Annotated in this window: 22 protein-coding genes and 1 pseudogene; 8 read left to right on the top strand and 15 right to left on the bottom strand. The window is 67.8% G+C overall.

From position 1 onward, the window contains the following. Nucleotides 1-57 precede the first annotated feature (57 nt). Nucleotides 58-1,431 (top strand): FAD-dependent oxidoreductase, encoded by a 1,374-nt coding sequence (locus tag NA8_RS03450; protein ID WP_063048888.1) that lies wholly within the window; start codon nt 58-60, stop codon nt 1,429-1,431. A gap of 5 nt (nt 1,432-1,436) precedes the next feature. Here the strand turns inward: NA8_RS03450 and NA8_RS03455 are convergent, their stop codons facing one another. After that, entirely contained in the window at nt 1,437-1,829 is a 393-nt protein-coding gene (locus tag NA8_RS03455; RefSeq protein ID WP_063048889.1) for an ankyrin repeat domain-containing protein, read from the bottom strand. A gap of 19 nt (nt 1,830-1,848) precedes the next feature. Then, nucleotides 1,849-2,478, bottom strand: a complete 630-nt coding sequence (locus NA8_RS03460) for a UdgX family uracil-DNA binding protein (RefSeq protein WP_063048890.1) — start codon at nt 2,476-2,478, stop codon at nt 1,849-1,851. Nucleotides 2,479-2,646: 168 nt separating this feature from the next. Here NA8_RS03460 and NA8_RS03465 point away from each other — a divergent pair, with 168 nt between their 5' ends. Next, the gene (locus NA8_RS03465) at nt 2,647-3,954 is read left to right on the top strand and encodes a glycosyltransferase 87 family protein (RefSeq protein WP_084466490.1); all 1,308 of its coding nucleotides are present in this window, start codon (nt 2,647-2,649) and stop codon (nt 3,952-3,954) included. A gap of 30 nt (nt 3,955-3,984) precedes the next feature. On the opposite strand, the gene NA8_RS03470 is transcribed toward NA8_RS03465, so the two are convergent. Further along, the gene (locus NA8_RS03470; RefSeq protein WP_063048891.1) at nt 3,985-4,431 is read right to left on the bottom strand and encodes a nuclear transport factor 2 family protein; all 447 of its coding nucleotides are present in this window, start codon (nt 4,429-4,431) and stop codon (nt 3,985-3,987) included. Nucleotides 4,432-4,503: 72 nt separating this feature from the next. Beyond that, complete coding sequence (locus NA8_RS03475) at nt 4,504-4,695, bottom strand: hypothetical protein (RefSeq protein ID WP_063048892.1); 192 nt, start codon at nt 4,693-4,695, stop codon at nt 4,504-4,506. Nucleotides 4,696-4,946: 251 nt separating this feature from the next. Between NA8_RS03475 and NA8_RS03480 the strand changes: the two genes are divergently transcribed. Then, entirely contained in the window at nt 4,947-5,708 is a 762-nt protein-coding gene (locus tag NA8_RS03480) for a trans-aconitate 2-methyltransferase (protein ID WP_063048893.1), read from the top strand. Between the two features lie 112 nt (nt 5,709-5,820). Here the strand turns inward: NA8_RS03480 and NA8_RS03485 are convergent, their stop codons facing one another. Beyond that, entirely contained in the window at nt 5,821-6,105 is a 285-nt protein-coding gene (locus tag NA8_RS03485; RefSeq protein ID WP_063048894.1) for an ANTAR domain-containing protein, read from the bottom strand. A 181-nt stretch (nt 6,106-6,286) separates the two neighbouring features. On the opposite strand from NA8_RS03485, the gene NA8_RS03490 reads away from it, so the two are divergent. Continuing rightward, nucleotides 6,287-6,565, top strand: coding sequence for a hypothetical protein (locus NA8_RS03490; RefSeq protein WP_040866913.1), 279 nt, complete (start codon nt 6,287-6,289; stop codon nt 6,563-6,565). A gap of 43 nt (nt 6,566-6,608) precedes the next feature. Here the strand turns inward: NA8_RS03490 and NA8_RS03495 are convergent, their stop codons facing one another. From NA8_RS03495 to NA8_RS33435, 5 genes are all read right to left on the bottom strand, one after another. Beyond that, nucleotides 6,609-6,809, bottom strand: coding sequence for a hypothetical protein (locus NA8_RS03495; protein WP_063048895.1), 201 nt, complete (start codon nt 6,807-6,809; stop codon nt 6,609-6,611). 173 nt (nt 6,810-6,982) lie between these two features. Continuing rightward, nucleotides 6,983-7,408, bottom strand: coding sequence for a MerR family transcriptional regulator (locus NA8_RS03500; protein ID WP_063048896.1), 426 nt, complete (start codon nt 7,406-7,408; stop codon nt 6,983-6,985). Nucleotides 7,409-7,417: 9 nt separating this feature from the next. After that, nucleotides 7,418-7,972: a class I SAM-dependent methyltransferase gene (locus tag NA8_RS03505; RefSeq protein ID WP_063048897.1), complete on the bottom strand. Its 555-nt coding sequence runs from the start codon at nt 7,970-7,972 to the stop codon at nt 7,418-7,420. Between the two features lie 86 nt (nt 7,973-8,058). Then, nucleotides 8,059-8,817 (bottom strand): SDR family oxidoreductase, encoded by a 759-nt coding sequence (locus NA8_RS03510; protein WP_063048898.1) that lies wholly within the window; start codon nt 8,815-8,817, stop codon nt 8,059-8,061. Nucleotides 8,818-9,043: 226 nt separating this feature from the next. Further along, entirely contained in the window at nt 9,044-9,214 is a 171-nt protein-coding gene (locus NA8_RS33435; RefSeq protein WP_157106504.1) for a hypothetical protein, read from the bottom strand. Nucleotides 9,215-9,768: 554 nt separating this feature from the next. Between NA8_RS33435 and NA8_RS03515 the strand changes: the two genes are divergently transcribed. Both NA8_RS03515 and NA8_RS03520 read left to right on the top strand, forming a co-directional pair. Then, the gene (locus NA8_RS03515) at nt 9,769-10,527 is read left to right on the top strand and encodes a hypothetical protein (protein ID WP_157106505.1); all 759 of its coding nucleotides are present in this window, start codon (nt 9,769-9,771) and stop codon (nt 10,525-10,527) included. 114 nt (nt 10,528-10,641) lie between these two features. Continuing rightward, nucleotides 10,642-11,289: pseudogene (locus NA8_RS03520) on the top strand (dienelactone hydrolase family protein); the annotation flags it as partial. Here the strand turns inward: NA8_RS03520 and NA8_RS03525 are convergent. The 3 genes from NA8_RS03525 to NA8_RS34840 all read right to left on the bottom strand — a co-directional run bounded on the left by NA8_RS03525 (nt 11,270) and on the right by NA8_RS34840 (nt 13,778). Further along, entirely contained in the window at nt 11,270-12,373 is a 1,104-nt protein-coding gene (locus NA8_RS03525) for a CapA family protein (protein ID WP_063048925.1), read from the bottom strand. The pseudogene NA8_RS03520 and the gene NA8_RS03525 overlap by 20 nt on opposite strands. Before the next feature lie 152 nt (nt 12,374-12,525). Further along, nucleotides 12,526-13,056 carry a hypothetical protein gene (locus NA8_RS03530; RefSeq protein WP_063048900.1) on the bottom strand — a complete coding sequence of 177 codons (531 nt, stop codon included), beginning with the start codon at nt 13,054-13,056 and terminating at the stop codon, nt 12,526-12,528. Between the two features lie 17 nt (nt 13,057-13,073). Beyond that, nucleotides 13,074-13,778 (bottom strand): MBL fold metallo-hydrolase, encoded by a 705-nt coding sequence (locus NA8_RS34840; protein ID WP_245663656.1) that lies wholly within the window; start codon nt 13,776-13,778, stop codon nt 13,074-13,076. A gap of 383 nt (nt 13,779-14,161) precedes the next feature. Between NA8_RS34840 and NA8_RS03540 the strand changes: the two genes are divergently transcribed. Next, nucleotides 14,162-14,938 carry an MHYT domain-containing protein gene (locus tag NA8_RS03540; protein WP_157106506.1) on the top strand — a complete coding sequence of 259 codons (777 nt, stop codon included), beginning with the start codon at nt 14,162-14,164 and terminating at the stop codon, nt 14,936-14,938. A 178-nt stretch (nt 14,939-15,116) separates the two neighbouring features. Continuing rightward, nucleotides 15,117-16,085 carry a TIGR03557 family F420-dependent LLM class oxidoreductase gene (locus NA8_RS03545; protein ID WP_063048927.1) on the top strand — a complete coding sequence of 323 codons (969 nt, stop codon included), beginning with the start codon at nt 15,117-15,119 and terminating at the stop codon, nt 16,083-16,085. 89 nt (nt 16,086-16,174) lie between these two features. Here the strand turns inward: NA8_RS03545 and NA8_RS03550 are convergent, their stop codons facing one another. Beyond that, nucleotides 16,175-17,809: an FAD-binding oxidoreductase gene (locus NA8_RS03550; RefSeq protein WP_063048902.1), complete on the bottom strand. Its 1,635-nt coding sequence runs from the start codon at nt 17,807-17,809 to the stop codon at nt 16,175-16,177. Nucleotides 17,810-17,841: 32 nt separating this feature from the next. Beyond that, complete coding sequence (locus NA8_RS03555; protein WP_084466492.1) at nt 17,842-18,924, bottom strand: cupin domain-containing protein; 1,083 nt, start codon at nt 18,922-18,924, stop codon at nt 17,842-17,844. Nucleotides 18,925-19,075: the final 151 nt, after the last annotated feature.

Genomic DNA, 19,075 nt, shown 5'->3' on the forward strand with positions numbered 1-19,075 from the left:
TCGCGAAACGGCGGCCCCGGCGCCCGCCCAGGGGACGCCGAACGTAGCGTGAGGGCCATGAGCGAGCGACTGGTGGTCATCGGCGGTGACGCGACGGGCATGTCGGCGGCCTCCCAGGCACGCCGGATGAAGGACGCGAGCGCGCTGGAGATCGTCGTCTTCGAACGCGGCGGGTTCACCTCGTACTCGGCCTGCGGCATTCCCTACTGGGTCGGCGGGCACGTCGCCGAGCGGGACGCCCTGATCGCCCGCACACCCGACGAACACCGCTCCCGCGACATCGACCTGCGGCTGTACACCGAGGTGACCGAGATCGACGTCGACGCGGGCCGGGTGCGCTACCGCGACCGGCAGACCGGCGCCTCGGCGTGGATGCCCTACGACCACCTGGTGATCGGCACCGGCGCGCGCCCGGTCCGGCCACCGCTGCCCGGTATCGACGCGCAGGGTGTGCACGGAGTGCAGACCCTCGACGACGGGCAGGCGCTGCTCGGGACGCTGGAGCAAGCGCGCGGTAACCGCGCCGTCGTGGTGGGCGCGGGCTACATCGGCGTGGAGATGGCGGAGGCGCTCATCCGGCGTGGTTACGACGTCACCATGGTCAACCGCGGTCCCGAACCGATGTCCACGCTCGATCCCGATATGGGCGCGCTGGTGCGCGAGGCGATGTGCGGGATGGGCATCAAGGTCGTCGGCGACGCGGACGTGGCCGGGCTGCGGACCGCCGAGGACGGCCGGGTCGCCGCGGTCGTCACCGATGCCGCGGAATATCCGGCGGACATCGTGGTGCTGGGCATCGGCGTGCACCCGGAGACCGAACTGGCCCGCGCAGCCGGACTTCCGCTGGGGCAGCACGGCGGGCTGCGGACCGATCTCGCCATGCGGGTGCGCGGGCAGGAGAACATCTGGGCCGGCGGCGACTGCGTCGAGGTGCTGGATCTGGTCTCGGGCCGGGAACGCCACATTCCGCTCGGCACCCACGCCAACAAACACGGTCAGATCATCGGCGCGAACATCGGCGGGGGATACGCGATCTTTCCCGGCGTCGTGGGCACCGCGGTCAGCAAGGTCTGCGAACTCGAGGTGGCCCGAACGGGCCTGCGCGAGAAGGACGCCCAGGCGGCCGGTCTGCAATTCGTGACCGTCACGGTGGAGGCCACCAACCGGGCGGGCTATTACCCGGACGCGGCGCCGATGACGGTGAAGATGCTCGCCGAGCGTTTCACCGGCCGTCTGCTCGGCGCGCAGATCGTGGGTCGCGAGGGCGCGGGCAAACGCGTCGACATCGCGGCGGTCGCGCTGACCGCCCGGATGACCGTCGAGCAGATGACGATGCTCGACCTCGGCTACGCGCCGCCGTTCTCCCCGGTGTGGGACCCGGTTCTGGTGGCCGCGCGCAAAGCCGTCACCGCCGTGCGCGAGCGCCGGTAGCGCGCTCAGGCGCCGAAGAGTTCGAGCAGTTCGTTCTTGCCGAACATGACCGCGGCGTCGCGGGCCGACGGAGTGCCCGCGTCGGGGTCGGCTCCGGCCGCTGTGAGGCGCCGGACGATCTCGGTCTCGCCCTTGAAAACCGCCCCCGCCAGCGGAGTTCGGCCTTTGTCGTTCGCGCGGTTCGGATCGGCCGACCGCTCCAGCAGCGCCGCCACGGCCTCGGTGTGTCCGTGGTAGGCGGCGAGCATGAGCAGCGTGTCGCCCGCGTCGTTGGTGAGGTCGACCGGCACGCCCGCGTCCACATAGGCGGCCAGCCGCGCGGAGTCACCTCGGCGAGCGAAGTCGAACACCTTGCCGGCCAACTCGAGCAGTTCCGGATCGATCTCCTCGGCGCTCATCCGCTCACTCCTCTCCCGGTCAGCGCGTCGCCGCAGGCTTTCCCAGTTGTTCCCGCACAATGCGCAGATCGGCGACGAACGCATCGTAGGCCGCGGTGCGGTCGTGCGCGCGCAGCACCGACGACGGGTGCACCGTGGCGATCGCGCGGAACTCCGCTGTCTCGACGACCTCGCCGCGGCGTTCGCTGACCTTGAACGAAGGGCCCAGCAGCGCCTGCGCGGCGATCGCCCCGAGACACACCACCAATCGCGGACGCAGCAGACCGAGTTCGGCGTCGAGCCATGCCGAACAGGCGACCACCTCGGTGCGGCCGGGTGGCTTGTGGATCCGCCGTTTGCCGCGCTCGACGAACTTGAAGTGTTTCACCGCATTGGTCACGTAGACCGCGTCGCGATCGATGCCGACGTCCGCCAGCGCCCGGTCGAGTAGCCGTCCCGCCGGTCCGACGAACGGCTGCCCCGCCACGTCCTCCTGATCGCCGGGTTGCTCGCCGATCAGCACGACATCCGCGTCCGGAGGACCCGCACCGAAGACGGTCTGCGTGGCGTGGCGGTAGAGATCGCAGCCACGGCAATCGCACGCCGCCTTGCGCAGCCGCGCCAGGTCCGCGTCCTCGGGGACGAACATCGCGGCGCCGGGCGCCTTCATCGCTGTTGGCCTCCTGCCCTCCGCGGGGCTGCGACCGCCATTCGCCGACCTCCTCTGCCCACCGGTGCTGTCGGCGGCTTACCCGTTTGCACGGGCCTCACGCGCCGGTCGCGAATCTCCCCTCCCACGTGCTGAACGACCGGGCATGGGTCGGTATAGTCGCCGCGGATGAGTAGTGTCACCGCCACCGCCGGAACGCCGATGTCCCAGAACCGTCGACTCTGGCGTGTGCTTCGGCTGGCGCCGGTCCTCTCGATCGCGTTCTCCGCGTTCTGTCTGCTGACACCGGTCTGGCCGTTCCACAAGATCACCGGCGGGTTCATCGATCTGCAGGTGTATCGACTGGGCGTGGACGCCATGCGGCACGGCGCCGACATGTACGGGCAACTGCCGCAGACCACCATCGGGGCGGGTCTGCCGTTCATCTACCCGCCGTTCGCCTCGCTCGCGCTCGGCCCGTTCGCGATGCTGCCCTGGGACGTGGCCGCACCGAGCTTCTTCTTCTCCTCGGTGGCCGCGCTCGCTCTCACGCTCTATCTGGTGGCGCGGCGGGTTTGGCCGCACGAGTCGCAGCGCGGGCTCGCCGTCTGGGCCACCGCGTGCGCGACTCCGTTGGGACTGTTGCTGGAGCCGATCCACTCCACGCTGGACTTCGGTCAGGTCAACCTGCTGCTGATGGCCTTGGTCGCCGCCGATTGCCTCACCCACAAGCCGCGCTGGCCCCGGGGCATGCTGATCGGCATCGCCGCCGCGATCAAGCTGACGCCCGCGGCGTTCGTGCTCTACTTCCTGGTCCGCCGGGACTACCGTGCGGCCGCGACCGCCGCGGTCACCGGTGCGGCCGCGACGGCGCTGGGCTTCGCGATCCTGCCCAAGGAATCCGTCAAGTATTGGTTCGGCGGTCTCGGCAACGTGTCCGGGCTGAGCGGCTCGGCATTCCACACCAATCAGTCGATTCAAGCGGTGTTCGCTCGGTTCGAAGTGCCGGAGCCCGCCTTCACCGCGATCTGGTTGGTCCTCGGTGCCATGGTGCTCGCGCTGGTCGTCACCGCGATGCGCCGGGCCGCCGACCTGCCCGCGCTCGCGCTGGCCCTCAACGCCGTCTTCACGCTGCTGGTCTCGCCGATCTCTTGGTCGCACCACTGGGTGTGGATCGCGCCCGCGTTGTTCGCCGTCGTCGGGTACGCGACCCGCCTGCCCGTCCGGCGGGCGATCGGTTGGTGGGTGACGTTCGTGGTCACCGCCGCGGTGTTCGTCATCGGCCCGCACAACTGGCTGCCCGACGGCGAGCACCGGGAGACCGCGTGGACGCCCTGGCAGCACTTCATCGGCAACACCTACGTCTGGTTCAGCGTGGTGCTCGTCGTGCTGTTCCTGATCAGCAGCAGGCGTAGCGTCGCGAGGGTCGCGAACCCGTTGCCGGACGAACCGGTTCACGCGTCCGATGCCACGCCCTCGGCGCTGACCGCACGCTGAGGCGGGGAACGGCGGCTACCTCTTGCCGCGTCAGCCCATGCCTGGCGCGGACGGCGCGACGAAAAGGAAGCTCTTCTCCTCGACGCGCTTTTTGATACGCCACTGGCCGTCTGCGCGGACGAACGTGTCCATGTACCACAGTCCGCACAGCATCATCGTCGGCGGCCCGTCACCGCCGGATACCAGCATCGGGTTGTGGCACATCGTCCGCCCGGTTGCCGTGTCACCGTCGACCGCGATGGACGAGTTGCTGATCAGATGTTGAAAGGCCGGGAAGTTCGGGAGGACGGAGGCGAGGAATTCTTTCGTTGCCGCCAGATCGCCTACCGAGCCGCCCATGGCCGAGTAGTCGATGTGCGCGTCGGGGGTGAATACCTCATCCAGCAGGTCCCACTGCCGAGTGTCGACCGCGTGCGAATACCGCACCATCAGGTCTTCGATCTCGAGTCGATCCGAAATCTCCTGCAACGACAGCATGCCTGCCTCCGATTGACGTCGATACCCGGTAGATGCCACCAGGATTCGGCGTGCGAGGCAAGGGCCGTGTGGTTACGCCCTGTGCGGCAGGATGTTCAGTACCAGCGTGAGCCCCGCCACAATGCTCACGCACGCCACCAGGGTGGTGAACGCGGATTGGGTGATCGTCGCGATGCCGATGGAAAAGGCAAGGCACGTGGCTGAAGCGAGCGCGCCGGTTCCCGGTTCCACACCGGCGATGCGGGTTGGTCGGTGATCCGTCATAGCTATGTATTACCCAGAGCGGGCCGTTACGAAACCGTGATGGACAGTCGGCTTCCTGCCCGCGCGTGTTCGCTGGTCAGGGTCTTCTCCGCGCCTCCGGCAGGACCGAGCCACGAGTCGCAGCACCGGCCCTCCACGCTGAGGGCGGCATACGGGCCGCTCTCTCGCGTACTTCTGCCTTTCGTACTCCTGAGCGACAGGCGGGCGTACAGTACGTACGTACGGTTTGGTAGAGCGTCTCGGAGTGGCCGATGTGGGATCCCCAGCAGTACCTCGCGTTCGACGACCACCGGTCCCGGCCCTTCTTCGACCTGCTGTCCCGGGTCACAGCGGCCCGGCCGCGGGAAGTGGTGGATCTGGGCTGCGGTCCGGGGCATCTCACGGCCGTTCTCGCACGGCGCTGGCCCGAGGCGATCGTGCGAGCACTCGACTCCTCGCCGGAGATGGTCGCGGCCGCGCGTGAGCGCGGCATCGATACGACGCTCGGCGCGGTGGAAGAGTGGCAGCCGGGCCCGGAGACCGATGTCGTCGTGTGCAACGCCGTCCTCCACTGGGTGCCCGGTCATCCCGACCTGCTGGTGCAGTGGATGCGCGCGCTGTCCCCGGGTGCGTTCCTGGCCGTTCAGGTGCCCGGCAACTTCGACGCGCCCTCCCATCGGGCGATCCGTCGCGTGGCCGCCCGCGACGAGTGGCGCGACAGTCTCGGCCGAGCGGGCCTGCTCGAACCGCGAGCGGTGCTCGATCCCGCCGGATACGCCGACCTGCTCGCCGCGGGTGCGGCGGTCGACGCCTGGGAAACGACGTACGTGCAGCGCCTGACCGGTGACGATCCGGTGCTCGAGTGGGTCTCCGGCACGGCGCTGCGACCCGTGCGCGGCGCGCTCGACGACTCGCGATGGCGAGAGTTCACCGCGCAACTGGCCCCGCTGCTGCGCAGCGCCTACCCCCGGCGCGCCGACGGCACGACCTGGCTCCCGTTCCGACGGGTCTTCGTCGTCGCCCAGAAGCGGTAGCCGACGCGTCGGCGGCTGCGGACGAGGCCGGACAATCAGGTGTCCGCGTCCGGCGTTCGAGCTGTTCGCCGCGTCGGCCCGGCCGTCGATGCTCTCGCCGGTTCGCCGGCCGTCAAGTGGCTTGCTCGTGCGCCGTGGACAGCAGCCGGTCGACGCGGTCGCGTAGTGCGCCGGACACGGCGGGAACGCCGATCGACGGTAGCTCGGCGGCCACGTTGGCGGCGAGAACCCGCAGCTTGGTGTTGGTTTCCTGGGATCGAACGCGCAGAATGGCGAACGCTTCGTCGGCATCGAGGCCGTAGACCAGCATCACCGCGCCCTTGGCTTGTTCGATCACCGCGCGCGCGGCTACCGGATCGAGATCCCCGGCTGCTGGGCCGTCGCCGTCGTCGCTCACAGTGACGCACTACCCGCCCGCGGTGGTCTGACACGGCCTCACGGCGGGAGAAACGGCGACGCCGCGGATGTCCTCGGCCCCGGGGGAGGGTTGACGCGGGCCGCGTGGATCGCGATACTTCGAACGTCATATCGATTGCGTATAACTCGTCCTGCGGAAACGCGATGGAGACAGATCAATGATGATCCATACGGCAGTCGAAGCATTTCTCCTGGCTCAGGTGGACGACCCGGTCCCCGAAGCTCCCCCGAACTCGGAAAAAATCCTCCAGCTGTTCCGGTATTTCACCTGGTTCGTGATTCTCTCGGGCGTCACCGGAATCGCCTACGCAGGCGGAAGATTTGCCTGGGAGAAGTGGAACGGCGGTCCGCTCGCATCGGCGAAAATGGTCGCGGGCGGCATGCTCGGCGGCGTCATCGCGACCAGTGCGGGAACTATCATGAACGCGCTGATCGGGTGAGCCGGCCGGTGTGGCGGGAGCGGTAACCCGTCCGTGGCCGCGGTTAGTCGGTAACCTCCAGTTCCACCAATTGACCTGGCGTGAAAGACTTCTCGCGCCGATTGGTCTCCACGCCGAAAACCGCGACCACGAGGTCGCCGCCCGGCTGGACCACGCCCGCTTGGGTGAGGGTGCCGTACCCGACGACGGATTCGCCGACATGGTCGGCGAGTTCCGCTGCGGGAATTCGAATTGTCCTGCTCACGGGGCACCTCTATCGAGTCGAAGTGTCACTGGCTGCTGTGTCACTGTTCGCAGGAATCGATCCTAATCCGAGAAAGCGGGCGCAGAACCCTTCGGTCGCCACCGATGCGCGGAGCGCGGGCCGCACGGGCGCAAACTCCGTCGTCGAAGCGGAATTCGGTGCGCCATAACGATTTACCCTCGCGGCCTTGACCGGTTCGTGACCAGAGCGAGCGCCTCGGCGACCTCGGCCTGGAAGTGCGGGCATTCGCGAAAGTCCTCGACGGCGCAATTGAGAGCGTGCGAGACGGTATCCAGCGCGGCGGTGGCCGCGGCGATGCGACGGACGAGCCGATCGCGGTGCGCACGCAACAGATCGCGGCGAGCGGCCTGGTCGGAGGCCTCGGTGAACAGCGCGGCGAGTTCCTCCAGTGACAAACCCGCTTGCTTGCCGAGCAGGATCATCGCCACGGTCTCCGCGTCGTCGTGGTGATATCGACGTCGGCCCGCGCTGTCGCGCCGCGGCGCGAGCAATCCCACCTCCTCCCAGTGCCGCAGTACATGGGTGGCCAGGGCGAAGCGCGCCGCGAGCTCACCGATGGACATGTCGCCGCCCGCCATACCCGCACTCTAGGCGGCGCGGGCGGTGAGCCGCATGTACAGCCCGATCGGATGCCACCGCGGACGTATCTGCTCTCGCCGTACCGTCGCGGCCTCGAACGACCGGCGCAACGCGCTCTGCGCGGCCGCCGAGCGCACGAACCGGAAGTCGTAGATCGCCGCGGTGCCGCCGGGGCGCAGCACGCGCGCCAGCTCGGTGCTCGCGCGGTCGACCTCCGGCCACTCGTGCATGCTCAGGCTCGAGACGACCAAATCGAAGCTGTCGTCGGGGTAGGGCAGCGCGGCGACGTCACCCACCGAGAGTTCCACCGCGTCACCGGAAAGCGCCGCATCGGCGAGATCGATCATGTGCGGCGACAGGTCCACGCCGTGCAGCCGCAGGTCCGGTCGTCGAGCATGGAGCTGCGCCAGCAATTTTCCCGGCCCGGTCCCGACGTCGAGTATCCCCGCGCCCGGTTGCGCCGCGGCGTCGATGTCGGCGGCGATCCGCCGGTACAGACCCCCGAGCAGGCGAGAAGCTCGCTGGTCGTAGTCTCGGCTCTGCTTTTCTCCGAACGTTGTCATGTTTCCCTCTCCTCGCAGTGCGTTCAGCTTGCGAGTTGAGGTCGACCTGAAGTCAAGGGAAAGCGAGCCCGCGCTCCGCGCACAGGTTACGGCTGTGCCGGGTATTTCTGCTCGAGCCATTGCTCGAAAGTGGGCCCGGCGAGGATCGCGCCCGGTCCGGCCAAGAGTGCGCCACCGGCCTGCAATTCGTGATCCGGGTCGCCGGTGTCGACGATCTCTTCCACCCGAGCCGGTTCGCCCCGTCGAGCGGCCACCTCGGCCACGGCAGCGGCGAGGTCGAACTCCTCCGGCCCGGCGATCTCGACGCGCTCGGGCGCCGTCTGCGCGATGGCCAGTTGCGCCAAATGCTCGGCGACAGTTCGGGCGGCGACGAGCTGAGCCCGGTACTTCGGGACATAAGCGGTGTCGCCGCGAGTGGTCCAGTCGAGCATCATCTCGGTGAATTCGTGGAACTGGGCCGCGCGCAGGATCCGCACGGGCACCGGGCCTTCGCGGTAGGCGTTCTCCTGGGCCAGTTTTCCGGCGTAGTGCCCGGCGGTGAAGGAATCGATGCCGATGATGGAGACCACCGCGATCCGGCGCACCCCGGCGGCGGCCGCCGCACGTTGCACGTTGCGCGCGACGGTGCGGAAGAAGTCGGTCACCGCATGGGTCTCGGTGGTCATGGCGTTCACCGCGTCGATCACCACATCCACCCCGGTCAGCGCCTCCGCCAAACCATCTGCGGTGTAGACGTCCACGCCGGTCGATCGGCTGATCCGCACGACCTCATGACCCTGGTTCGCCAGGACGTCGATGACGTCCCGGCCGATCCGCCCGCTTGCACCGATGACCGCTATCCGCATCGCCTACTCCTCAGGTCTCGTTGGTTCATCGAGTGGACGAAGCGGCGAGGCGGAGTGTGACACAAGGGGCGCGCGTCATAGTGCCGCCGCGACGGTCGATCCACGTGCGGCGGCAACTACTGTGCTGCACCTCCCTCGGTCCGTGGGCGCGAGCCCCGGCGGAATGCCGCGCATGCCGCCGGAGTGCGACCCGCCTCGGATCGGCGCGGTCGCACACCCGGTCCTGTCAGATGCACCAGACGGCGCTGCCGAGAGGGAGGCAGAGCACGACGGAGCCCCAGACCGGCGTCGCCAGATCCGACGGCGTCGTTTCGGCGGAAGCGGCGGGAGCCGCGAGGACACCCACGGAAACGGCCATTGCGGTCGCGGCGAGAACTTTCGTGATTCTGGTGGACATTACGCATCCTTCGACTCGAGTGAAATTTATCTCTGACTCACGGATTTCATGCTTCACCTTAAGGGCAGTGAACACCAGGCAAAGAAATGTCAAGGTCCCCGGCGTTGCGTAACAGGAAGATCACCATTGGTGCGTTTTTCGGGGCAGTGGACCTGAATGTCGGTCCGAAACATACCGAAAGATTTCTAGGTCCCCACCTCGTGCCCTAATTGCGCATATCCATGAACCCAGGCGGATGTTTGCGCAATGGAGACCGGCGCTGCCAGGTAGTGGCGTGTGCGCGACGGTCTACGGTAGGTGCGGCTGCTGCGGTCGGCGTCGGTGGACAGCTGATCGGCGATGGGGCGACGCACGATAACGGGGATCGTTACCTGACCGATGCGGCCCGCGTCCGCTTCCGTACCGTTTCAGCCCTGGGTCCGCCCCGGTTCGACGCCGTCGACACCAGAAGCCGGAACTCTCGGTCGGGGGGTCGTCGGCGCGCATTGCGCCACTTCCCACTGGCGGTGAGTCGTGCCCGAAATCGGGCGGTCGCGCGACCCTAAACTGAGACAATGGTGCAGCCAACGCCCTGGCAGTCGAAGGAAACTCCAGACGGCCAGCCCGCCAAGCAGAACTGGGCGGAGAGGGGCGCCGTACCGGCAAAGGCGATTTCGGTCGCGCTGCGCGGGTATTGGGGCTATGTTTGGGCTGCGGTCGGAAGCCTCGTGACGCTGATTTTGCTGTTCCAGCCGTGGATGACCGCGCGCGGCGCGGATGGCAGCGTCAGCACCAATGCGTTCGGCCGGATGCAGATCACCACACGGTTCATGAACGTCTGGTCCCGCTCGGGCCCGCGTCCTGCCCAGATCACCGGTTTCTGGGCACTGCTCGCCTGTGCCGCCATCGTCATAACGATCTTGGTGGTCGTGATCAACCTGCGTCTGCGCATCACCGCCCTCAGTCGGCTTGCGACGCTGTCCTCGCTGGTCTCCGCGCTGCTGGTGTTGTTCACCGTGCTCTACATCAACAGCAAGGGCGGTGACCTGAAGGCCATGGTCGGGCGCCGTACGGATCTCGGTGGCCAGATCGGATCGCTGATGAGCTGGGCGTTCGGCAACGGCAGACTCGTCGTGCCGGGAATCGGGCAGGTCGCGTACTCGTCCGCGGGTCTGACGCCGTGGGCGTTGATCGCCGGCGCGACGTCGCTCAGCTCGGCGGTAGCCGCGCTCGCCCAGTGGATCCGCAACAGATCCGGCGGTCTGTTCACTGTCCCGTGGCGTGTCCAGGTCATTTCATCGAAGCCATCGGCCGAACCCGAAGACACGGACTAACCGTCGGCTTTCGGCCGTAACCGAGCCGTCCTGCGATTCCTGCTCTTGCGTACGACGGGCCCGTGGAGTACCCCGGATACCAGGAGGTGTTCGATGCCGTCCGCACCCCGGTTCCCGACGCGGACAGAAGAAGTCATCGTGCCGTCGGAATACGCCCGACCGGCCGGGATACTGGCCGTGCCACCGGACTGCACCGCCCTGATCGCCTTCGCGCACGGCAGCGGCAGCGGCAGGCGAAGTCCGCGAAACCGGTTCGTCGCCGAGGAACTGAACCGGGCGGGGTTCGCGACGATGCTGGTCGATCTGCTGACCGCCGAGGAGGAGGGCGACCGCGCGCGCGTCTTCGACATCCCGCTGCTGGCACATCGCCTTGTCGAGGTGACCCACTGGTTACGGACGCGGGCGGACGTCGGCGGCCTGCCGACCGGATACTTCGGAGCGAGCACCGGCGCGGGCGCCGCACTGTGGGCGGCGACGGAACCCGGGACCGAGATCGCCGCGGTCGTCTCCCGGGGCGGTCGACCGGACCTGGCGGGTCCGCGCCTGGGGTCGGTCCGCGCACCGACGCTGCTCATCGTGGGCGGTGACGACAAGTGGGTGCTGGAGGTCAACCGGCAGGCCCAGCTACGGATGCCGTGTCCGAGCGAGCTGGACATCGTCCCTGGCGCGACACATCTGTTCGAGGAGCCCGGCGCACTCGAACAAGTCGCCGACCTGGCGGTCCAGTGGTTCCACCGCCATCTCACCGTCGTGCTGCACTGAACACCACCGGCAGACCGTCGGATCGGGGTGCTACGCGGGTGCCGAAGCCACGGCTGATGTCCTCGATCTTCTCGCACAACCAGCGGGATTCGCTGCGCGGAGCCCATTCCAGGCGCATATGCCGCACGCGCAGCGGAATCAGCCGGACCTCCGCCGAGCCGGAATCGAGTGATACCAGATACAACGGATGCAGGTCGGCGTGATATCGCTCGTGGCCGCGGATGCCTTCGTAGTCGTCGATGACGTCGCCGCATCCGTACAGGATCGGTTTGCCGCGGTAGATCTCGATCGGACGCGGATGATGGGCGGAGTGCCCGTGCACCACGTCGACTCCGGCGTCGATCAGTCGATGCGCGAACTGTATTTCGGTTCGCGTTACTTCGTAACCCCAGTTCGGTCCCCAATGCACCGAGACGACGCCGATATCGTTGTCGCGCTTGTGTGCCGCCACCTCGACCGCGACATCCTCGGCGGCCGCGGCCCCGGGAGAGTAGCCCACTCGCCACAGCCCCGGCCGCTTGTCGCGTGCCGACCAGGATTCCGGCACCCCGCTCGAACCGGCGGCGACCGAGACGATCACCACGCGGCGACCATCGGTGAGTTCCACCGTAGCGGGCGCACGGGCGCCCGCCAGGTCCGCCCCGGCGCCGGCATGGCCGATATTCGCGGCGTCGAGCGCCGCGAGGGTGTCGGCCAGCCCGGGAATTCCGAAATCGAGGACGTGATTGTTCGCCAGCGCGCAGACCACCGGTGCGATCGCGGTCAACGCGGGCATGTTGTCCGGATGCATCCGGTAATGGATGCCTTTCGCGGGGGCGAACGCGCCGTCCGCGGTGATCGAGGTCTCCAGATTCAGCAACCGCACCTCGGGGGCGATCTGGGCGAGGATGGGCAGGACATCACCCCACAGTTGCCCGTAGTCGACCGGATGGGTGAACTCGCCGTAGGCGCGTTCGGCCAACTCGACGTAGGTTCGCGCGTCGTCGACATACCGTTCGCGCAGCATCGGGTTGCCGGGGTGTGGCAAGATCTGGTCCACACCCCGCCCCAGCATCACGTCGCCGCCCAGCAGCACGGTCGCCATGAAGACCATTCTCGATCATCGCGATGGCGATGTGAACGCGTGCTCGTCGACTTTCACGAGCCGGTTCCGGCTGCCGAAGGGTGCCGCGACTTTTGTAGACGAACGCGTGCGGTGTCGTCTTCGGATCTTCCGAGCCGGGATGGCCGGGCGGATCACCTGCTGGACATCGAGAGCAGCTGTTGCGGGTCCTCGGCGTAGACGGTGGCGATGACGTTCGCTCGCGCGGCGAGATCCCGGGCGAGGTCACGGATCTCGTCCGAGGCGTCCGGGGTGGTGTCGATCCGGGCCAGCAGATCACGGGTGTGGATCGCCGTTGTCTGCGCGCAGCGCCGTAGGCGGGCTTTCGCGACGGTATCCAGCGCGACGGGACTGAGGTAGCGCTGAATATGCTCACCACGGTCGGTGATCTGGTTGACGACCGGTTCGGTCGCCGCGTCGGTGAGCCATCGCTCCGCGTCGGCGGTGATCTCGAAGACGAGATCGTGGTCTCGGATGTCGGTGGGATTCGCGGACGTGGTCAGCAGGGTCATGCTCGCTCGCCCGATCGCCAGGAACCCGCTCATCGCGTGCGCGAGCAGGACGTGCGGGTTTGCGGTGGGCAACTGATGTAGACGTTGCCCGACGACGGTGACCCAGCAGGCGAGGTGTTCGGCTCCGGTGTCGATCGACGTCGCAGTCGGCATAGCGCGACAATACGCCGTTACCCGGGTGAGACATACGAAGAAACGCTGGAAGTTCGCCAGGTGTCGTGAATCGCCTTCCTGAAAAGGTGCGGCCGACCGCTGAGTCCGCTTGCTGCGCGGCGGAACCAGCGTCTGGCCCGACCCCCGGTTCGGGCCTCCGCTGGACAGCGGCCCAGCGAGTTCCGCGGTGTGGCAGGGGAGTGCCGGAGCGGTCGCGGGCGCTCGCGGCGAAGCGATGGCAGTGTTCCGCGAACGGGGTTAACTGCGATTGTGCCCGTACCCGTCTGCCGAAAGAGTCGGCCGCTGTTCGCGAATCGACATATGCACGTGCATTCGGAAACGAGTTCGTCTGCCGTTCGCGGCACTTCGACGTATGACCTGAGGCCGGACCGTCGCCGAGTTGGGTTGTGCGGTGCGTGCGGGGTGTCCAGATGCCGCACGCGACGGCCGCCGAGATCGATCACCTCGCCGTCGGACAACCGGCGGGGCAGCCGGTCGGCCAGATCGTCGAGCGAGACGAGGCATCCGACCAGGCCGTGGGCCACGTGGGCGTGCGGTGCGGCGGTGAGGAAGAGGTTCATCGCGCCGCGCTCGTCGGCTTCCACGTGCCCGAAGGTGATCCAGCGCAACCGCTCCACCGGCATGATCCGCGTGATCTCCGTGGACACCACGGGGAACAGCGCGCGCATGCCGCAGTGGAACAGCAACGGCTCCTCGCCCATTGTCGTGCATCGCCCGGACGCCGTGCGGCGAATCCTGGTTCTCCGGGGCGGCCGGAGCGGCAGCCGTGATGTCGTCGCAGATCCGATCGTCCGAACGCCGGAGCGGCGGCCGGACTGTGCGGGGACGCTCGATCGACATGCGCGCCCGCGATGGCACTCGGAAGCCAGCTGCTAGCTGATGGGGGCTTACAGGGTCGGGTCGGGCAGAGTGCATCGGCAGGCGACGTTTCAGCCGAGCTTCAGCGCATTTCCCGCTATTTGAGACTCATCCTATGTTTGTAAAAAGGATAGTAGTACTCTAAACCATCTACCTGCAGTTTCACTATGTGAGATTCGGGCGTCCTCCGGGCGAGGCTCGAATCTATCCAGCGAGGGAGTGTCGCGTGCTGGAAATCGACCACTTCAGCCACGGGTGGCTCACACCCATCGTCGCCTATGTCATGTCGTTCACCGGTTCATTGCTGGGACTGCGATGCATGGTCAGATCCCGCAGCGGTTCCGCCCGCGACGGCTGGTTGCTCGCCGCGGCTATCGCGATCGGCGGCACCGGGATCTGGGTCATGCACTTCATCGCGATGCTCGGTTTCGCCATCGACGGGGCATCGATCCGGTATGACGTCCCGATCACCCTGATCAGCGCGCTGATCGCGATCGCGGTGGTCTGGATCGGACTGCGCATCGCCCATCAGCGGGCGCTGGGGCGGTTGGCGCTGTTCTCCGGCGGCGCGGTCACCGGTCTCGGCGTCGGCGCGATGCACTACGCGGGCATGTACGCGATGAAATCCGACGCGATGATCGGTTACGACGGACGGATCGTCGCGTTGTCCATGGTGATCGCCGTTGTCGCGGCGACCGCCGCGTTGTGGTTCACACTGCACGTCCGCGGTACGGCCGCCACCATCGGCGCGGCGTTGGTGATGGGTGTCGCGGTGTCGGGCATGCATTACACGGGCATGTTCGCGATGCATGCCCACGAAACCCAGCACATGCATCCGCCCTCCGGGGCCGGCGCGACGCAGTTGCTCACTCCGCTCATTGTGAGCATCAGCCTGGTGACCGTGCTGCTACTGCTCCACCTCGGTGTGACCGAGGTCGAGGACGAGAACACTTATGTCCCGCAGGGCAGGCACGCCGCCAGTTATTGGCCGACTCGCGACTGAACGAACCGTACGGTCTCCTGTCGTCGGTCCGGACCGTGGTCGGGTGACGCGGTGGCTGCCGCCAGGAGCGGACCCCGCGCACGGTGCGGCGAAGTTTTCGCTGCCGGATCCCGGGTAAGCGCGCCGAGAGCCGGTTCCTGAGATGACCGGCCGCTCCCAGCCGAAGCAGGAGGTGGCGATGCGCATCGGGTACAAACTGGCGGCCGAGGCTTTCGGCCCGAACGAGCTTGTCCGCCAAGCCGTCAGGGCGGAAGAGGCCGGGTTCGACTTCGTCGAGATCAGCGACCACTTCCATCCCTGGCTGGACAACCAGGGGCATTCGCCGTTCGCCTGGACCGTGCTCGGAGCCATCGCGGCCCGGACCGAGCGGATCGAACTCGCGACCGGCGTGACCTGCCCCATCCTGCGCTACCACCCCGCGATCATCGCGCAGGCGGCAGCCACTCTGGCGATCGTGTCCGACAACCGTTTCACCCTCGGCGTCGGTTCGGGCGAACGTCTCAACGAGCACGTCGTCGGCCGTGAGTTCCCGCCCGTGCGTATCCGGCAGCGGATGCTGCGCGAAGCCCTCGAGATCATCCGCTTGCTCTGGAGCGGCGGCTACCAATCCTATGACGGGGAGTTCCTGACCGTCTCCGACGCTCGTGTCTTCGACCTGCCCGAGACGCTCCCGCCGATCGCCGTCGCCGGTGGCGGGCCGGACGCGGCCCGCATCGCGGCCGAACTCGGTGACGGCCTGTTCGCCACCGAACCGAAGCCCGAACTCGTCGACAGTTATCGCGCGGCGGGCGGCGCGGGCCCCCGATACGCGGAGGTCGGCATGGCGTGGGCTCACGACGAAGAGACGGCCGCGAAGGCGGTGCTCGATACGACGCGCTGGGCGGTGACGGGATGGAAGGTGATGAGCGAGTTGCCGAACCCGGTCAATTTCGCCGCCGCGACGACCACCGTCCGCTTGGAGGACATTCTCGACAACTTCGCCTGCGGTCCGGACCCGGCCCGGTACCTCGAGGCCGCGAAGCAGTACACCGACGCGGGCTTCGACCACCTCGTGATGCAGAACGCGGGCCCCGACCCGGATGGCTTCCTGGACTTCTATCGTCGGGAACTCGACAAGCCGCTCCGGGCTCTGACGCCGAGCGCCTGAGCCCGAGAGGTCCGGCCGCGTTGCTCGCGGCATCGACGCTGCGGCGCGGGGTGTGTAGCCAGCTCGCGCGGCGCTCCTCGGTGCCCGGTCTACTCACGGGCCTCCGGTGCGGGCAGGCGATGGACCGGGTCGATCAGGACGCCGGGATTGAGTATTCCGGCGGGATCGAGCGCCGATTTGGCCGCCCGCAGAGCCGCGGCGAAAGGCTCGGGCCGCTGGCGGTCGTACCAGGGGCGGTGGTCGCGGCCGACGGCATGGTGGTGGGTGATGGTCGCACCGCTGACGTGGAGTGCCTCCGAGACGGCGGTCTTGATCTCGTCCCATTGCTCGACTGTCCGGCCCCAGCGGCCCGCGGCGTAGATGCCGAAGTAGGGCGCGGGCCCGTCCGGGTAGACATGGGTGAACCGGCAGGTCAGCACGCCGGTAACCCCGGCGGATCGGAACGCGGCCGCGGTCGCTTCCTGCACTGCCGCGCGCAGGGCCTCGTAACGATCCCAGGTGCAGGCGGTCTCGAAGGTCTCCACGATCACGGACTGGGCCGCGAGCGCGTCGCGCTGGTATGGCATGCGGAGGAACGACGAGCGCCATGTGTCGGCCGCGCCCGCGCGTGCCGGTTCTCGCGCCGAGTCGGTGGTGCGGATCCCGTCCGGAATGGCGCCGCCGTGCTCGCGGCAGATCTGCGCTGCCCGGCGCATCGGTTCGTCCACGGGGTGGTCCGCGGACTCGAATCCGAGGACCAGCACTCCGCCGGCCGCCTCGACGCCCGCATTGATGAACGCCTCCACCGGATCGAGCAGCCGGCAGTTCGCCGGATACAGCGCGGACTGGGCGATGACGCGCGTCGCGGCCACGGCCGCGCCGTAGTCGTCGAACACCACCGAGGCTCTGGACCGCAGGCGCGGACGATCCTGCACGCGCATCCACGCCTCGGTGATGACCCCGAGGACGCCCTCCGACCCGAGGAACATCCGGTCCGGCGAGGGGCCCGCGCCCGACGCGGGCAGCCTGCGCGATTCGCTGATCCCGGCCGGTGTCACCACCCGCATCGATTCCACCATGTCGTCGATGTGGGTGTAGACGGTGGCGTAGTGGCCGCCCGCCCGGGTGGCCAGCCAGCCGCCGAGCGTCGAGAACTCGAACGACTGCGGGAAGTGCCGAAGTGTCAGGCCATCCGGCCGCAATCCCGCTTCCAGCGCCGGACCGAGAATGCCCGCTTGGATCCGCGCCGCCCGGCTGGTGCGGTCGAGTTCCACGATCCGGTTCATGCGGCCGGTGTCGAGCGCCACGGACCCGGCGTAGGCGTCGGCGCATCGGGCTTCGACACCACCCACCACCGATGTCCCGCCGCCGAACGGCACCACGGCGACGTCCGCGCTCGCACACCAGTCCAGGATGTCGACCACGTCCTGCTCGGTCCGCGGCCGCAATACGTGATCGGGTACGTGGTCGACTCGGCCGAGCAGATTGCGCACCACGTCGCGAAACGCCTGCCCGTTGCCGTGCGCGACGCGATCGCCGAGGTCTTCGGAGGCCAGCGCGGCCAGGGAATCCGGCACCCGGACGCGGGACGCGGGCACCTCCAGCGACGTCGGGTCCGGCGCGTCGTGCACTGTCGGATCGGCGGTCGGGAGCAGGGCCGCCACGCGCTTGGTCAGCGCCTCTCGTTCGCGGCCGGTCACCGCGTCTTCCCGGTTGCCCCATCCCCACCATGACCTCGTGGCCATCTCGGCTCCATTCGCAGAACGCGCGGCCTCGGCTACGGGGCGAGCGCGTTGTTCCGGGTGACGATCAACGGGTCGGTGGGAGTGAAGGGCAGGTCTGGGAGTGCGTCGAGGGCGACGCCGAAGGTCGCGGCGAGCACCTTGCGGGAGTAGGCGCTCATCGAGGCACGGTAGCCGATGTCGGCGGGCGTGGGTTGGTCGAAGAAGATCAGCAGGTGGATCTCCGGTGCGTCCACGACCTCGATGTGATGCGGATAGGCCCGGGGGACGAAGTACACCTCGCCTTCGTGCACGGTGTAGGTGTCCAAGGCGCCGTCCGGATCCATGATCGTCATCCGTGCCGAGCCTCGGTGGACGTAGCCCATCTCGGCGGTCACGGGGTGCCAGTGCGGTTCGCGCATACCGTCTTCCCGGACCCGTAACGAGTACATCGATATGTCGTGCAGTGCCGGCCAGAACTGTGCGCGGGCGGTGCGCGCAGAGCCGACCGGCGAGGCCACCGGCGCGGGCATCGCCTCGAGTGCGAAGTGGTGCGGGTCGCCGAAGTGGGCGGTGGAGGGAATGTCCGGGTCACCGTCGCGTTTCACGACGAACTTCGCGGTGGTGTCGCGCCGGATCTGGGCGAAGTCCTCGGCGGGCAGGTCGTAGGTATTGCCGAGAACCGAATCGGTCATCGCGCCGAGGGCGGCGCCGAAGCCGAAGTCCTCCGGGCGTTCGTGGCGGAAGGCCAGGATGAACTCCGCCTCGGTGTCGCCGACGTTCTCCACATGATGCAGCGCGCCGGAATCGATGTGGAACATCTCGCCCGCGCGCACCAGAAACGAGGAGAATCGGCTGCCGTCGTCCAAAACCGAAACCAGTGCCCGTCCCGCGGTGCAATAGGTGAGTTCGGTGGCGTTGGCGTGCCAGTGCGGTTCGCGGATCGCGCCCGGTGCGAGCGTCAGGCGTTTGATCGACAGCCCGCTGAGGATCGGGAAGCTGTCGGCGGTGAGCCGCGTGAGTGAGCCGAGTTCGCTGCGGTAGATCTCTTCGCCCTTGCGGAGAGAGGCGACATGAAGGGATGGACTTCGCACGGTTCCTCCTCGCTCGCGGTCAAAGGATCGTTCCGGTTCGATCATGCCGGTCTCGGCTCGTGAGGTCTCCGGGAAACCCGGAGTCCGAAGGCAGAAATCCGCGTTCACGTGAGGTGATTTAGATCACATTTGTTACGTACAGAGATGAATGTACTTCACATCACACCATGTCGTAGCCCAAAGTGTGCCGGGGTAC

Source organism: Nocardia arthritidis NBRC 100137, from assembly GCF_001612765.1.
Taxonomy (GTDB): domain Bacteria; phylum Actinomycetota; class Actinomycetes; order Mycobacteriales; family Mycobacteriaceae; genus Nocardia; species Nocardia arthritidis.